Annotated in this window: 13 protein-coding genes and 1 pseudogene; 2 read left to right on the top strand and 12 right to left on the bottom strand. The window is 71.0% G+C overall.

The window, feature by feature from the left end; all coding sequences use genetic code 11:
* Positions 1-465 precede the first annotated feature (465 nt).
* Positions 466-1,473 carry a stage II sporulation protein M gene (locus tag ABZ441_RS32860; RefSeq protein ID WP_358980956.1) on the bottom strand — a complete coding sequence of 336 codons (1,008 nt, stop codon included), beginning with the start codon at positions 1,471-1,473 and terminating at the stop codon, positions 466-468.
* A gap of 123 nt (positions 1,474-1,596) precedes the next feature.
* Here ABZ441_RS32860 and ABZ441_RS32855 point away from each other — a divergent pair, with 123 nt between their 5' ends.
* Positions 1,597-2,538 carry an RDD family protein gene (locus ABZ441_RS32855; protein WP_358980960.1) on the top strand — a complete coding sequence of 314 codons (942 nt, stop codon included), beginning with the start codon at positions 1,597-1,599 and terminating at the stop codon, positions 2,536-2,538.
* A 116-nt stretch (positions 2,539-2,654) separates the two neighbouring features.
* Here ABZ441_RS32855 and ABZ441_RS32850 read toward each other — a convergent pair whose 3' ends face one another.
* From ABZ441_RS32850 to ABZ441_RS32810, 9 genes are all read right to left on the bottom strand, one after another.
* A complete protein-coding gene (locus ABZ441_RS32850) occupies positions 2,655-3,314 on the bottom strand; it encodes a hypothetical protein (protein ID WP_358980954.1) in 660 nt (219 codons plus the stop codon).
* Between the two features lie 124 nt (positions 3,315-3,438).
* Positions 3,439-4,896, bottom strand: coding sequence for an adenosylhomocysteinase (gene ahcY / locus ABZ441_RS32845; protein WP_358980952.1), 1,458 nt, complete (start codon positions 4,894-4,896; stop codon positions 3,439-3,441).
* Positions 4,897-5,158: 262 nt separating this feature from the next.
* Positions 5,159-6,154 carry a cation diffusion facilitator family transporter gene (locus ABZ441_RS32840; protein WP_358980958.1) on the bottom strand — a complete coding sequence of 332 codons (996 nt, stop codon included), beginning with the start codon at positions 6,152-6,154 and terminating at the stop codon, positions 5,159-5,161.
* An 86-nt stretch (positions 6,155-6,240) separates the two neighbouring features.
* Positions 6,241-7,410: a mannose-6-phosphate isomerase, class I gene (manA, locus tag ABZ441_RS32835; RefSeq protein WP_358980950.1), complete on the bottom strand. Its 1,170-nt coding sequence runs from the start codon at positions 7,408-7,410 to the stop codon at positions 6,241-6,243.
* Between the two features lie 56 nt (positions 7,411-7,466).
* Positions 7,467-8,606 (bottom strand): SIS domain-containing protein, encoded by a 1,140-nt coding sequence (locus ABZ441_RS32830; protein WP_358980948.1) that lies wholly within the window; start codon positions 8,604-8,606, stop codon positions 7,467-7,469.
* A gap of 40 nt (positions 8,607-8,646) precedes the next feature.
* Positions 8,647-8,829 carry a Trm112 family protein gene (locus ABZ441_RS32825; protein WP_015577430.1) on the bottom strand — a complete coding sequence of 61 codons (183 nt, stop codon included), beginning with the start codon at positions 8,827-8,829 and terminating at the stop codon, positions 8,647-8,649.
* 350 nt (positions 8,830-9,179) lie between these two features.
* The gene (locus tag ABZ441_RS32820; protein WP_358980946.1) at positions 9,180-10,547 is read right to left on the bottom strand and encodes a phosphomannomutase/phosphoglucomutase; all 1,368 of its coding nucleotides are present in this window, start codon (positions 10,545-10,547) and stop codon (positions 9,180-9,182) included.
* A 62-nt stretch (positions 10,548-10,609) separates the two neighbouring features.
* Positions 10,610-12,226, bottom strand: coding sequence for an L-lactate permease (locus ABZ441_RS32815; protein ID WP_358980944.1), 1,617 nt, complete (start codon positions 12,224-12,226; stop codon positions 10,610-10,612).
* 216 nt (positions 12,227-12,442) lie between these two features.
* Positions 12,443-12,814, bottom strand: a complete 372-nt coding sequence (locus tag ABZ441_RS32810; RefSeq protein WP_205022762.1) for a DUF3499 domain-containing protein — start codon at positions 12,812-12,814, stop codon at positions 12,443-12,445.
* A gap of 319 nt (positions 12,815-13,133) precedes the next feature.
* Between ABZ441_RS32810 and ABZ441_RS32805 the strand changes: the two genes are divergently transcribed.
* The gene (locus tag ABZ441_RS32805; RefSeq protein WP_358980942.1) at positions 13,134-13,562 is read left to right on the top strand and encodes a metallopeptidase family protein; all 429 of its coding nucleotides are present in this window, start codon (positions 13,134-13,136) and stop codon (positions 13,560-13,562) included.
* 22 nt (positions 13,563-13,584) lie between these two features.
* Here the strand turns inward: ABZ441_RS32805 and ABZ441_RS32800 are convergent, their stop codons facing one another.
* Complete coding sequence (locus ABZ441_RS32800; RefSeq protein ID WP_358980940.1) at positions 13,585-15,123, bottom strand: DUF5719 family protein; 1,539 nt, start codon at positions 15,121-15,123, stop codon at positions 13,585-13,587.
* Positions 15,120-15,710: pseudogene (locus tag ABZ441_RS32795) on the bottom strand (family 2 glycosyl transferase); the annotation flags it as partial. The gene ABZ441_RS32800 and the pseudogene ABZ441_RS32795, both read right to left, overlap by 4 nt.

The raw sequence follows: 15,710 nt of genomic DNA, 5'->3' as shown, positions 1-15,710 counted from the left end.
CGGGGCCCTCCGGGCGCTTCCCTTCTGTTCTTGCGTTTCCGACTCTATCAGACTCTTTCGTGTCCGATTCCCGGCCGAAGCGGGTTCCTGCTTTTCCGCTTTCCAGTTCTTCGCTTTCGCGCTTCCCTTTCCGGCGGTTCCGACTTTACCAGACTCTTTTCCGTACCGTTTCCGGTCCGAATTAGATTCGGGCGACCCGTGGAGTGGTCTTTGCCTTTCGGCTGACTCGACTTTATCAGAAGCAATTCGACCGAAGCGAATCCGGCGTTTGCTTGAAGAGAAGAATCGATCGGCCCTGCGAGGAACACGCCCTCTGCACGAGCGAGATGAACTTTAGACGTTCACGAGCGAGCTGTCCAGCTCGTTCGAACCGTTAAAATCTACCTCTCCACGCGAACTGTGTCAACAGTTTTTGTGGGCGACGAGCAGACTAGCAGCTCAGCGGCCCCGCCCGCACATCGGCTCTCAGGCCGCGGCAGGAAGCTCTGCGCTTCGCTCCTCGGGTGCCAGATCTCCGGTGTCGCCGGCGCGGGCGGCCCGGCCCCCGAGAACGTAGACGTATGCGAGAAATGCCAGCTCAGCCACTACGCCGATGGTGATGCGGGCCCAGGTGGGGAGGCCCGACGGGGTGACGAAGCCTTCGATGACACCGGAGACGAACAGGACGAGTGCCAGACCGATGGCCATGCCTATCGCGGCTCGGCCCTGCTGGGCGAGAGCCGAGCGCCGGGTGTGCGGGCCAGGGTCGATGACCGTCCAGCCGAGGCGGAGTCCGGTGCCCGCTGCGACGAAGACAGCGGTGAGTTCGAGCAGACCGTGCGGGAGGACGAGCCCGAGGAAGGTGTCCAGCCGACCGGCCGAGGACATCAGCCCTATGCCGACGGCCAGGTTCATGACGTTGACGAAGAGGATCCAGATCACCGGTACGCAGAGAAACGCCCCCAGCACCAGACACATGGCTGCCGCCTGGGCGTTGTTCGTCCAGACCTGAGCGGCGAACGAGGCGGCAGGGTAGCTGGAGTAGTACGTCTCGTACTCCCCGCCGGGCCGGGTCAGCGCGCGAAGGTCCTCCGGTGCGGCGATGGACGCCTGGACCTCGGGGTGTGTGCCTATCCACCAGCCGATGACGGCCGCGAGCAGCGTGGAGAGCACAGCAGTCGGAATCCACCAGTGCCGCGAGCGGTAGACCGCGGCCGGGAACCCGGCGGTCAAGAATCCTGCGGCGTCGCGCCATGAAGCGCGGCGGGTACCCGTCACGGTGGAGCGAGCGCGGGCAACGAGCTGCGTGAGACGAGCGACCAGCATCGGGTCCGGGGCGCTGGACTGGATCAGGGACAGGTGTGTGGCGGTGCGCTGGTAAAGGGCGACCAGTTCGTCCGCCTCGTCGCCTGTCAGGCTGCGTCCTCGACGCAGGAGGTGGTCCAGGCGGTCCCACTCGATGCGGTGGGTGGTCACGAAGACGTCAAGATCCATGGTCGGCTGCTGCTCCAGGCATGGGTGCGTACGGGTCCGTACTACGGCGGCGCGCTGCGGGGTCAGCTTGGCAGACTGTGGTGCCCGGGGGCAGGGAAGGGCGGCGACGAGGGGTGGCTGGCGATGAATGAACTCGTGACAGGGGAAGCGGTCGTACTGGGGTTGCAGCCGGCGAGGCTGCCCAGCCGGGCGTTGGCCATAGCTATCGATCTCGCGGTGCTTCTGACCGTTTTCGTGCTGCTGTCCATCGGCCTGGCCGTGGCTACCGTGACGCTCGACGAGGCCGCGGTCGCCGCGATCGCCGTCGCCTCGTTCCTTCTGGTGCTGGTGGGCGGGCCTGTGGCGGTCGAGACGCTCAGTCATGGCCGTTCGCTCGGAAAGCTTGCCTGCGGGCTCCGAGTGGTGCGCGACGACGGTGGGCCGATCCGGTTCCGGCACGCGCTCGTGCGGGGGGCGATGGGAGTGGTCGAGGTCCTGGGGACGTTCGGAGTGGTGGGCTGTGTCGCCTCGCTGGTGTCGGCCCGGGGCCGCCGGCTCGGCGACGTGTTCGCGGGAACCCTCGTCGTGCGTGAGCGGGTGCCGGCCGGGCGGGCTCTCGCGGTGCCGCCTCCTCCCCCCTGGCTCGTTGGCCGTTTCGCCCAGCTGGATCTCTCGGGTGTCCCCGAGGGCCTCTGGCTGGCCGTACGGCAATACCTGACGCGTATGAACCAACTCGACGTCACTGTGCGCGGATCCATGGCCGAGCGGCTGTCCACGGACCTCGCCGCGCACACCGGCGTTCCGATGCCGCAGGGGGTGCCGGCGGCCGCCTACCTGGCGGCAGTGGTGAACGAACGCCAGGCCCGAGATGCCCGGCGGGTGGCCGCGGCTGCGGTCCGCGGCGGCCAGGCACCGGCGCCCTCGCCCGTATCCATGGATCGCGAGTTCTCGGTTCACCGGGAGTTCTCCGGTCACCGGCCGACCGAAGGCCGGACTGGAGAGGTGGGCGCCTCGGCGACGGCTTCCTCGGCCAGGGACGTGGGCACTGCCGCGCCGCCGACGACAGGGTTCGCCCCACCTGCCTGAGCTCCCACCTTCCTGAACTCCCACCTGGCTGGGCCCGGGCAGCTTGGGCCTCAGGAGCTCGAGCCTTTTGAACCACCGGCCCCTGCGAACCGGGTTCAGCCCGCGGCCTCAGGCCGTCAGGCGCCTTCGGTAGGGCGGGGCATGGCCGAGGGCGGCGATTCGAGGTGCTCGAGCTCGATTCCCGGCGCCGCGAGCACCACGTCGCCCGCGATGTGCACGGCGTACTGATCACCGGTGTCCAGTGCCGTGACCTGGTACTCGTCCACAAGCAGGGGGCCGTTGTCAGTGGCGTGCGCTTCACTGTTCAGCAGAGACCAGGACTGGTCGACGGTACGGGGGGCGAGTACCGGGTCCGTGAAGGTGACCAGACGGACCCGGGTCGCGGAGGAAGAGGGGGAACCGGAAGAAGCGGGGGAATCAGGGGTGAGGCGCAGGAGCCGGGCGGTGGCGACGAGGAAAGCGGGGGATGTGCCGGAGAAGGTGTGGGCGCGGACGTTGCCTTCGGTGGCGTGAGTGCCGGTGGGGTCGGTTCGCACCCAGGTGACCCCGTCAAGGGCGGCACCGCGGATCTGCCAGCTCGCGGCGTGCAGTTCGAGGCGGATGGGGCGGCCGAGCTCGTCCAGAGCCAGATCGACGGAACCCAGGTGGGCGCCCGAAGGGGCCGTGGTCTGGGAGACATAGCGCCAGCCCGAGGGGCCGGGCGCGCAGTGGAAGTGTTCTTCGCCGAGGGGGGTGTGGTCGTGGACATCGTGGAGCGAATAACGGCCGCGGGGCATGGGGTCCTTCGGGTTCCTCGAGCTGTGCGGGTGAGGTACGGCGCAGGCCCCCGACACGGGGGTGCGGGGGCCTGCGCTCGGACCTGCTGCTGAGGGCTGCGCCGGCCGGTGGCCGACGGTCGGCTCAGTAGCGGTAGAGGTCGGACTTGTACGGGCCTTCGACCGGGACACCGATGTAGTCGGCCTGCTCCTGGCGCAGGGTCGTGAGCTTCACGCCCAGCGCGTCGAGGTGAAGGCGCGCGACCTTCTCGTCCAGGTGCTTCGGCAGCACGTAGACATCGGTCGGGTACGCCTCGGGCTTCGTGAACAGCTCGATCTGGGCCAGGGTCTGGTCCGCGAACGAGTTGGACATGACGAACGAGGGGTGGCCGGTGGCGTTGCCGAGGTTCAGGAGGCGGCCCTCGGACAGGACGATCAGGACCTTGCCGTCGGCGAACGTCCAGGTGTGGACCTGCGGCTTGACCTCGTCCTTGACGACGCCGTCGATCTTCGCCAGGCCGGCCATGTCGATCTCGTTGTCGAAGTGACCGATGTTGCCGACGATGGCCTGGTGCTTCATCCGGGCCATGTCGGAGGCCATGATGATGTCCTTGTTGCCCGTCGTCGTGACGAAGATGTCCGCGGTCTCCACCACGTCGTCCAGCGTCGTGACCTGGTAGCCGTCCATCGCGGCCTGCAGGGCGCAGATCGGGTCGACCTCGGTGATGATCACCCGGGCGCCCTGGCCACGGAGGGACTCAGCACAGCCCTTGCCCACGTCGCCGTAGCCGCAGACGACGGCGGTCTTGCCGCCGATCAGAACGTCGGTGGCGCGGTTGATGCCGTCGATCAGCGAGTGACGGCAGCCGTACTTGTTGTCGAACTTCGACTTGGTGACAGCGTCGTTGACGTTGATCGCCGGGAAAAGGAGGGTGCCGTCACGGTGCATCTCGTAGAGCCGGTGGACACCCGTCGTGGTCTCCTCGGTCACGCCGCGGATCTCGGACGCCAGCTGGGTCCACTTCTGCGGGGACTCGCCGAGGGTGCGGTTCAGCAGGGTGAGGATGTAGGCGTACTCCTCGCTGTCCGCGGTGGACGGGTCCGGGGCTTCGCCGGCCTTCTCGAACTCGACGCCCTTGTGGACGAGGAGGGTGGCGTCACCACCGTCGTCGAGGATCATGTTCGGGCCGCCGGTGGGGGTGTTCGGCCAGGTCAGAGCCTGCTCCGTGCACCACCAGTACTCCTCCAGGCTCTCGCCCTTCCAGGCGAAGACCGGGACGCCGGCGGGGGCGTCCGGGGTGCCGTTCGGGCCGACCGCGATGGCGGCGGCGGCGTGGTCCTGCGTGGAGAAGATGTTGCAGGAGGCCCAGCGGACCTCGGCGCCCAGGGCGACGAGGGTCTCGATGAGCACAGCGGTCTGCACCGTCATGTGCAGCGAGCCGGTGACCCGGGCGCCGGCCAGCGGCTGCGTGGCGGCGTACTCCTTGCGGATCGACATCAGGCCGGGCATCTCGTGCTCGGCGAGGGTGATCTCCTTGCGCCCGAAGGCGGCGAGGGAGAGGTCTGCGACCTTGAAGTCCTGGCGATTGGCGGCCGTCGTCATAACGGGCTGCTCCTCGTAGTGGGTCGAGGGTGGGCTGGCTGGCTCTGCGGCGGTCACGGGCACACGGATGCCCGGGTGATCCGCAGTGCAGTCCGTCGGAGGCCCTCTCTCCCTCGGCCGGCCCGCTTCCGCGAACCGATCGACCGCCATCAGCAGCGACGTCTGGTACTTCCCCGAATCTACACCGAACGGCCCAGTGAGCCCCAGCCCGCCTGTGCGGCGGCGTGGGTCACCGGGCCGTTCGAGGCTGATCCTCAGCAGGTCAGTGGCCGGATCCGGCCGGTACACCGTCGGGGGACGCGGGGCCGCCCGGGGCCTTGCCGGGGTTACCGCCGGCCTCGGCGGCGGCCTCGTCGTAGATGTCGGGTTCGAGGTAGATGACCCGGGCGATCGGGACCGCCTCACGGATCCGGTTCTCGGCGGCGTTGATCGCGTCCGCGACCTCGGCGGCGGACTCCTCGGCACGCACCGCGATCTTGGCTGCGACCAGAAGCTCCTCCGGACCGAGGTGGAGCGTGCGCATGTGGATGACGCGGGTGACGGTGTCACCGTCGACCACCGAGGCCTGGATCTTCTCGACGTCCTCGACACCCGCCGCCTCACCGAGCAGCAGCGACTTCGTCTCGGCGGCGAGAACGATCGCGATCACGATCAGCAGGACACCGATGCACAGGGTGCCGATGCCGTCCCACACCCCGTTGCCGGTGCCCAGCGCCAGGCCGACACCGCCGAGGGCCAGGATCAGACCGACGAGCGCGCCGAGGTCCTCGAGGAGGACGACCGGGAGCTCGGGCGCCTTGGAGCGGCGGATGAACTGCGTCCAGGACAGCTTTCCGCGGGTCTGGTTGGACTCCACGATCGCCGTGCGGAAGGAGAAGCTCTCGGCGATGATCGCGAAGACCAGCACGCCTACCGGCCAGTACCAGGCCTCGATCGGGTGCGGGTCCTTGATCTTCTCGTAGCCCTCGTAGATCGCGAACATGCCACCGACGGAGAAGAGCACGATGGAGACGAGGAAGGCGTAGATGTAGCGCTCGCGCCCGTAGCCGAAGGGGTGCTGCGGGGTCGCCTCGCGCTGGGCCTTCTTGCCGCCGAGCAGCAGGAGTCCCTGGTTGCCCGAGTCCGCCAGTGAGTGGACGCTCTCCGCCAGCATCGACGACGAGCCACTGAAGAGGAACGCCACGAATTTGGCCACTGCGATCGCGAGGTTGGCGGCGAGTGCCGCCACGATCGCCTTGGTTCCGCCTGACGCGCTCATGAGTGCCTGGTGTCCCTTCGTCGGTGCTGCGGCACGGGCGCCGCTCACGGCCGGACATTGTTGCAGCCGCTGGTGCGGACCGTACGTCAGACCACCACGGTCGCGCGGAACAGTGTTCCTGTTCCGGCCACTTCGACCGTTTCGTCCGCGGGTACGAACACGGATTCGCCGGGAGCGAGATCGGCCTCCCCCACACGCGGGGCGCCTGCGGTGCAGAGCAGGATCTGCGGGGTGGCGGCGGTGAGGTCGGCGGGAGCGCCGCCGGTCGGCAGGACGTAGCGCGACAGCCGGAACTCGTCGACCGGCGTCTCGTACAGCTCCTCACCGGACGGTGACGCCTCCGGGCGCAGGATGCCGGGCTCGGTGGCTTCGAAGCGCACGATGCGCAGCAGCTCGGGGACGTCGACGTGCTTCGGGGTGAGACCGCAGCGCAGCACGTTGTCGGAATTGGCCATGATCTCGACACCCAGGCCGCCGAGGTAGGCGTGCGGCACGCCCGCTCCGAGGAACATGGCCTCGCCGGGCTGGAGTTGAACGTAGTTCAGCAGCATGGCCGCGATGACGCCCGGGTCGCCGGGGTAGTGGCGGGCGATCTGGGCGTACGGGGCATGGGCACCGCCGAGCCGCTCGGCGGCCGTGGCCGCGTCGGCGACGGTGTGCGCCATCTCGTCGGGGTCCGCCGTGAGGATCGCTGTGAGGACCTCGCGCAGCGCGCCGTCCTCGGGACGCGCGCGGAGCAGGTCGACATAGGGCTTGAGGGAGTCGACGCCGAGCGCCGCTATCAGGTCGGCGGCGTCGGCGGGCCGGCGGAAACCGCACAGCCCGTCGAAGGGCGTGAGCGCGCAGATCAGCTCGGGCTTGTGGTTGGCGTCCTTGTAGGTGCGGTGCGGCGCGTCCACGGGGACACCCCGGCGCTCCTCGTCCGCGTAGCCCTCCTGCGCCTGCGTGAGGTCGGGGTGCACCTGGAGCGACAGCGGGGCGCCCGCGGCGAGCAGCTTGAGCAGGAAGGGGAGGCGGGGGCCGAAGGCGCGGACCGCGGCGGGACCGAGCTCTCGCTCGGGGTCGGCCGCGATGACGTCCGTGAGGGGCCGCTCCCCCGGTCCGGCCGGGCGGGTGAGACGCGAAGGGGCTCCCGGGTGGGCTCCCATCCACATCTCGGCCTGCGGTTCGCCGGTCGGGGCTGTTCCGAGCAGCTCGGGGATGGCCGTGGTGGAACCCCAGGCGTAGGGGCGCACGGTGTTGGAGAGCCGGTCCATGGAGATGAGTCCTCGTGGGATGCGCGGGGCGTGGGTGCCCAGGGGCGGGCGGGCGGTCAGGTCCGGTTGTCGGACGCCAGGGAGGCGTAGACGGCGGCGAAGTCCGTGACCGCGAGGAGTTCGGCGAGGGCTTCGAGCTCGCTGCTGCCCTCCTCCGGTTCGAGTTCGCTGATGGCCGTGTCGTGGGTCAGGGCCAGCTCGCGGGCGGCCGGGCCCGCGGTCAGGCCGCCGGCGGGCCGGTCGCGGAGCAGGACGACCCGGGCCCGCATGGCCTCGGGCTCGTCCACCCGGTCCCGGAAGAAGTCGTCGGGGTCGGCTCCCGCGGCGAACGCTCCGGCGAGCAGCCCCCCGTGGGAGGGCAGGGCCTGCGGGAGCTCGGCCACGAGGGCCGGGCGGCCGGCGAGCTCGGCAAGGACGGCGGCGAACCGGCGCCCGACGGGGCCGGCTGCGTCGCCCTCCGTCCAGACGAGGGGCAGGCTGTCGGCGAGCTCCGCGGCGAGGGTCTTGGCCGGGTTGCTGTACGTGGCGATGGCAGGCCCGCAGCGCTCAGCGGTGCGGTCGAGCCGGTCTGCGACCTTCTGCAGCGTGTCCGGGGGCGCGTCGATCAGGCCCACCCGGTCGAGCAGGGCGAGCAGCGGGGTGAGCAGCGCCCAGAGCGTGCCGGGTCCCGCCGCCGAGGTCTCGGCGTCGTACTCTCCGTACGGCGCGGCCGCCATGGGGACGACGAGTCCATGGACCCCGTCGACGGCCTCGCGCAGCGGGGACCGGACGGGTGCGACGGCGACGACGGTGCAGCCGCGGCGGTACGCCTGCTCGGCGAGCAGCGCGAGGCCGGGTTCCGAACCGTCGGCCGTCGCGATAAGCAGAAGATCCACGGAGCCGGCCCAGCCGGGCAGCGTCCAGCGCAGCGCTCCGGCCGCTGCGGCGACCCCGGTGGGGCGGATCGCGGTGACCGGTGCGAAGGCCCCCGCAAGGGCACCGATCAGGTCGGCGACGCCGGACGCGGCGGTGCCGGGTCCCGCGACCAGGACGGCGCGGGGCCGGCCTTCGGGGGCCAGGGCCCCTATCCCCGCCTCGGCGGCGTGGCGGGCGGCGGTGCGGACGCGGGCCCCTGCCTCGGCGGCGCCGCGCAGCAGATCCCGCCGGTCGGCTCGGGCCAGGGCGTCCGGTGCGTCGAGCAGCGACTCGTCGAGCATGGTGGTGGGCCTCCGATCACCGTGCTGATCAGGGTGCGGGTTACGCGGGGCGGCGTGCCTCGTCGACCAGGAGCACCGGGATGCCGTCCCGGACCGGGTAGGCGAGCCCGCAGTCCGTGCCGGTGCAGACCAGCTCGGGGCTTTCGGCCGCGGACCGGTCGTCGAGCCCGGCGTGGCAGGCCGGGCAGGCGAGGATCTCCAGGAGGCCGGCTTCGAGCGGCATGGGGTGGGTCCCTTCGGGCATGCGGTGAGGATCCGGTCCGGACCCGGTGTGGGTCCGCCCAGCTTGGGGCGTGGTCAGCCTACCGCCGGGCCGGGTGGGTCGCGGCCCGGCGGGCCCCGCCCGACGGCGCATGCGTCGGTGGCGTGCACGCCGCGGACGCTGCGGGCGGTACGGACGGCGCGGGCACTGCGGGGCACCATAAACACTGCCGAGGCACAACGGGCACAACAGGCACAACAGACGCCGTGGGCACCATGGGCCGCGCATGCAGGCCGCACGACTCGGCATGCCCGGTGCCTGCCCCGGGCCACCCGGGCGCCCACGGTGCGTGTGCCCGAGGTGCCCGGCGGTCAGGCGCGGACGAGGGCGAGGACCTCGTCGCGCACCGCGGTCATGGTCTTCTCGTCCCGTGCCTCGACGTTCAGCCGCAGCAGCGGCTCGGTGTTGGAGGCGCGGAGGTTGAACCACCAGTCGTCGCCGGTCACCGTGAGTCCGTCGAGTCCGTCGAACCGCACGTCGTCGCGGCTGCCGTACGCCGCCCTGATCGCGGCGAGCCTGTCCGCCTGGTCGGCGACGGTGGAGTTGATCTCCCCGGAGCCCACGTAGCGGTCGTACCGGTCGAGGAGCCCGGAGAGCGGCCCGTCCTGGCCGCCGAGCGCGGCCAGGACGTGGAGGGCGGCGAGCATGCCCGTGTCGGCGTTCCAGAAATCGCGGAAGTAGTAGTGAGCGGAGTGCTCGCCTCCGAAGATCGCGCCGTGCTCGGCCATCTCGGCCTTGATGAAGGAGTGGCCGACGCGGGTGCGGACGGGGGTCCCCCCGTTCTCGCGTACGACTTCGGGGACCGACCAGGACGTGATCAGGTTGTGGATGACGGTGCCCTTGCCGCCGTTGCGGGCCAGTTCGCGGGCCGCGACCAGGGCCGTGATCGCGGAGGGGGACACGCCTTCACCCCGCTCGTCGACGACGAAGCAGCGGTCCGCGTCACCGTCGAAGGCGAGGCCGAGGTCGGCACCCTCTGCGAGGACGCGGGCCTGGAGGTCGACGATGTTCTTCGGGTCCAGAGGGTTGGCCTCGTGGTTGGGGAAGGTCCCGTCGAGCTCGAAGTACATGGGTACGAGGTCGAGGGGGAGGCCCTCGAAGACGGTGGGGACGGTGTGACCGCCCATGCCGTTGCCCGCGTCCACGACGACCTTGAGCGGCCGGATCCCGGAGAGGCCGACGAGGCCCAGGAGGTGTGCGGCGTAGTCGGAGAGGGTGTCGCGCTCGGTGACCTTGCCCGGGGTGGTGACGGCGGTGGCGGGCTGACCGTGCTCCGACCACTGCTCGACCAGCGTGCGGATCTCGGTCAGACCGGTGTCCTGGCCCACGGGCGCGGCACCGGCGCGGCACAGCTTGATGCCGTTGTACCGCGCCGGGTTGTGCGAGGCGGTGAACATGGCGCCGGGCAGGTCCAGGGCCCCGGACGCGTAGTACAGCTGGTCCGTCGAGCAGAGCCCGATGAGGGTCACGTCGGAGCCGCGTGCCGTCGCCCCACGGGCGAAGGCGGCGGCCAGACCGGGTGAGGACGGCCGCATGTCGTGGCCGATCACGATCGCGTCCGCGTCGGTGACCTGGACGAAGGCGGCGCCGAAGAGTTCGGCGAGCGGCTCGTCCCACTGGTCGGGCACGACTCCGCGCACGTCGTACGCCTTCACGAGCTGCGACAGGTCAGCAACCACGGCCGGTCCTCCTGGGGGTCTTTACGGACCGCCCAAACTACCCGGCGGCCCGGGGACGCCCGTCAGGGGAGCATCCAGCCCAGCACGGCCGTGCTCTGCGCCATGACCACCAGGCACATCACCAGCAGCAGACCGAGACTCCAGGGCAGGACCTTGCGCAGCAGATCCCCTTCCCGCCCGGCGAGCCCGACGGCGGCGCAGGCGATCGTCAGATTCTGCGGGGAGATCATCTTGCCGAGCACTCCCCCGGAGCTGTTCGCGGCCGCGAGCAGCTCGGGCGAGAGGCCGGACTCCCGTGCGGCGGAGACCTGGAGTGCGCCGAAGAGGGCGTTGGCCGAGGTGTCGGAGCCGGACACGGCGACGCCGAACCAGCCGAGCACCGGTGAGAGGAAGGCGAGTCCCGCCCCGGCCGCGGCGACGAACTGGCCGATGGTGGCGGCCTGTCCGGAGAGGTTCATGACGTAGGCGAGGGCGAGCACGGACGTCACGGTGAGGACGGCGTAGCGCAGTTCGTGCACGGTGGCCGCCCACTCCCGTGCCGCCGTCCCGGCCCGTACTCCGAGCACGACGGCGGTGACCAGGCCGGCGAGGAGTACGAGGGTGCCGCCCGTGCCGAGGAGCGGAAGGGTGAACACGTTCGCGCCGACCCGTTCGCCGTCGGGCCCCGCGACGTCGAGGAACGGCCAGTCGAAGACCTGCGTGGCCTCGGCCAGCAGCCGCTTGACGGGCGGTATCTGGGCGACGGAGAAGACCGCGACGATGAGTGCGTACGGGGCGTAGGCGCGCAACACCTCGCGGCGCGGATCCTCGACCTCCAGGTCCTCGCTCCGCGCGCCCGTCAGGACGGCAGCCCGTACGGGTTCGTCGGCGGGCCTGCGGGCCCCGGGAAGGGCGATCAGCGCGCCCGCGCCCACCAGAGCCGCCGCGATGTCGGCGAGTTGGGCGGAGAGGAAGTTGGACGCGGCGAACTGCGCGACCGCGAAGGCGACTCCGCAGACGAGCGCGGGCAGCCAGGTCTCCCGCAGTCCCCGCCTGCCGTCGACGAGGAAGACCAGGATCAGCGGGACGACGAGCGCGAGCAGCGGCGTCTGGCGGCCGACGACCGTGGCGACGTCGTCGAGCGGGAGTCCGGTGACCTGGGCGAGCGTCACCACGGGTGTGCCCATGGCGCCGAAGGCGACGGGCGCGGTGTTGGCGACCAGGGACACGACGGCCGCCTTCACCGGGTCGAAGCCGAGCGCGACGAGCATGACCGAGCAGATCGCGACGGGTGCGCCGAAGCCGGCCAGCGCTTCCAGGAGCGCTCCGAAGCAGAAGGCGATGACCAGCGCCTGGATGCGTGGGTCGTCGGAGATCCTGCCGAAGGAGCGGCGCAGGATGTCGAAGTGTCGGGTGCGGACGGTCATCCTGTACACCCAGAGGGCGTTGACGACGATCCACATGATGGGGAAGAGCCCGAAGAGGACGCCCTGCGCCCCTGCGGACAGGGTCTGCCCGACGGGCATGCCGAACGCGAGCCAGCCGACGAGCACGGCGACGGCGAGGCCGATGAGTCCGGCGCGGTGGGCCTTCATGCGGACGGCGCCGAGCAGAACCAGGACGGTCACCAGCGGCAAGGAAGCGACAAGAGCGGACAGGCCGAGCGAATCGGCTACGGGTTCGAGTTGCTGGACAAACACACAGGCCTCCCCGGATTCCGTGATGCGGAAGCGATCTCTCACGGGTGGGGGAATGGTCGTGTCCGCGACAAGTCATCGTCAATGCTCCGCACCGGAAAACTTCTTCCAACCGCGGACCTGACGCGGACCGGGCGCAGACCGGTCACGGAGCCTGCACGACCCGGACAGAGTCCGGGCGGAGTGGTGACAGGCGGGACCGCCGGGGCGGTAGGTGTGTCAGGAGTCCGGGGAGCGCAGCACCCGGAGATGCCCCCGGCGCGCGACCTCGACCGGGTCGGCCGCCCGTGGTCCTCTACCGCTTTGCTGCCGGTCCTGGGGCCTGGCTGCCTCTCGCACGGCGTTGGCGAGCGCTTCGAGGTCGTCGCCGCTCGGGCGCGTGGGGGCGGACGGGTCGGAGAGCCGGACGACCTCCCAGCCGCGCGGCGCGGTGAGCCGCTCGCCGTGCTCGGCGCAGAGGTCGTAGCAGTGGGGCTCGGCATAGGTGGCGAGCGGGCCGAGGACCGCGGTCGAGTCGGCATAGACGTACGTCAGTGTCGCGACGGCGGGACGGCCGCACGCGGTTCGCGAACAGCGACGTACAGGGCTCACGATGTTGGACGGTACCGCACTCTTGAGCGGGCTGCGACGACTCTCCCCCGGCTCACCCCCTCGTGTCGCCCCCGGACCGGTCCCATGCGCCTGTCGCGCAGCCCTTCCGACCTGCGCCGCAGCCGGGACGCGCCGGTGCGTACGGGCCCGGTCGCGGTCGCGGGGGAGGACACAAGCGGTCATTCGGCGGAGCTTCAACGATCGGACCAAGAGCAGGAAACGGACTCTCCCCGGCCGCAATGTTCATCTTGGGACATCCGGCGGACCTGCGCAGAAGCCGTGATCGACCGGGCCCGGGGAGGGCTACGCTGCGTCGGTGATGGACAGTCCCGTACCGCCCCACCCGTCCGAGCCGCGGCCCCGACGCCGTGACCGCCATGGCCGCGGCATGCGCGGACCGGTCGCACCGCCCCAGGTGCCGCTGTCCGTCAGCAGGAACGAGAGCTTCCGCGACCTCGTCCAGGATTCCGTGGAGCGACTGGAGCGCCGCTGGCCGCAGCTGTCGGATGTCGACTTCCTGGTGCTCGACGTGCCGGGTTCGCTCGAGGAGACCGTGCCGCTGGGACGCGCGCTGTCGGCGGCGAAGGGACAGCCCGCGCAGATCGTCGTCTACCGGCGCCCCATCGAGATCCGTACCAAGAGCCGCGACGAGCGCGCCCTGCTGGTGCACGAGGTCGTGGTGGAGCAGGTCGCGGAGCTGCTCGGCCTCTCGCCGGAGTCGGTCGACCCGCGCTACGGGCAGGACTGAAGGCCGCCCGCAGCGCCGGGCCTCAGTCGTCCAGGACCGACAGGTCCTGTTCCGCCGTCGGCACCTCCACCGTGCCCCCGTCGTCCGGCATCGTCTGCACGGTGAACATGTCGACCCCGCCTTCCGTGAGCTCCAGCGTGCGGGAGGCGTACACCGGGCCGCCCGACCCGGTCTCCACCGTCAGGGCGTAGCCGCCCTTGAGGCCCGCCGGGGTCTCGGGCGTGAACTGGAGCGTCGTACCCCCCTTGACCGTGTACGTCTTGACGGTCGCCTCGCCGCCCCCGCTCCCCGCCGACGCCGTGACCTTGACCTCGGCCGTTCCGCCCGGGGCTGCGAGGGAGAGCATCGAGCCCTTCGCCCGGTTGTCGGCCACGCTCGCCCGTCCACCCACGGGGCCGGTCGCCGGAATGAAGGCGATCTCCTGCTTCGCGCCGGTGCCGCGCACCACGCGCAGCGCGGCGACGACCGGCGTCCTGCTGCCGTCGGCGGGGGACAGCCGGAGCGAACCGGGCTCCCCCCGTGTGACGTTCTTGAGGTCGACACTCGCGGTCATCTGCGACTTGATGTGCAGCGTGTCGTTCCCCGCCGGTGAGAACGCCCCACCCTTGCCCAGGAGCTGCACCTTCACGTCGGCGTCGTCCTCCCCCGGCGCGAAGGCGACCAGGCGCACGGAGGTGGCGTCGGCCGGGATGCCGGGCAGGATCTGGGTGGCCGCCGGGTCCGCGGAGGAGGCCAGCCAGTCGCTGCCCACCTCGTCCTCGGCTGCGCTCACGACCGCGCCGACGCGCCCCGACCGGGTGGTGACGTGGACGGTCACGTTCTCGGCGGTCTCGCTGGTCAGGGTCGAGATCAGCAGGGGGACGCTCGACTTCGCGGGGACCTTGATGCCCTCCCCCGCATCGGACTTGAGGGGGCCCTCGGCGTCGTACAGCTCGATGTCGGCGACGGCGGCGGTGTCGTCGGGGTTGGTCAGGTGGACGTAGTCCTGGCGGGACTCCCCTGTGCTCGCGCCCGGGAACCAGAAGTCCGTGTCGGGGGCGGTGCAGCTGACGCCGAGCAGGCCACGGGCACCGCCGGCGGCGGCCATGGTGGTCTGCTGCGCGGTCCAGCCGGGGGCGAACTTCCCGGTGGCCGTGCCGACCAGTGCGGGGGCGCCGGAGTCGGAGGTGTCGGCGGTGGCGGGCCTGCCGAGTTCCTTCAGGGAGACGACGGGCTTGCCGTCCGCCGCCTTCTCCTTGTCCCCGTCGTCCTTCGCGTCCTTCTCCTCCTTCTCGTCCGCCGCTGTGTCGTCGTCCGCCTGAAGGGTCTCGGCCGGCGTCAGCTCGGCGGCACCGGCCTCTCCGCCGCCCTCCCCCGCCGGGGTGAAGGACGTGTACGTCGTCTCCGCCAGATCGGACGTGCTCGGAGCGGGGCAGAGCAGGCTGGAGCGCTCGACCGGAAGCCGGGCAGCGGCCTTCGCCTGTACCGGGCCCTCGTCGCCGGGCGCGGTGAGCGCGGCGAAACCGGTGACGGCGGCGAGGGCGACGACGCCCGCGATGAGGGACAGGGGGGTGGACTTCACTCGGACTCGCCTCGCGATGCGTTGCCGTTGTCGTTCGGCCACGGGCCCTGGCCCGGGGTCGCGTTCTCGTCGTGCCCGTCATGCCCGTCGTACGGGGCGGCTTCGCCCGTCCCCGTGGCGTAGGGCTGCTGCTGGGGGTACCCGTACACGTCGTAGGCGCCCTGCTGCTGGTACGGAGTCTGCTGGTAGGGGTCGGCCTGGTAGTACTGGCCGGCGTCCTGCCCGCCCTGGTACTGGCCGTAGTCGGTGCCCTGGTACTGCTGCGAGCCCCACTCCTCGTAGTTCTCCTGCGGCACCGCGGCGTACGTACCGGTGCCGTCCTGGTCTCCCTGCACCGCCGCGTACGTACCGGTGCCGTCCTGGTCACCCTGCACCGCCGCGTACGTACCGGTGCCGTCCTGGTCCGTCTGCACCGCCGCGTACGTACCGGTGCCGTCCTGGTCACCCTGCACCGCCGCGTACGTACCGGTGCCGTCCTGGTCCGTCTGCACAGCCGCGTACGTACCGGTGCCGTCCTGGTCACCCTGCACCGCCGCGTACGTACCGGTGCCGTCCTGGTCCGTCTGCACAGCCGCGTACGTACCGGT

The sequence above is a fragment of the Streptomyces sp. NPDC005752 genome, from assembly GCF_040630715.1.
Lineage (GTDB): Bacteria > Actinomycetota > Actinomycetes > Streptomycetales > Streptomycetaceae > Streptomyces.
The sequence above is the reverse complement of the archived record's forward strand: the minus strand, read 5'-3'. Positions and strand labels throughout refer to the sequence as shown.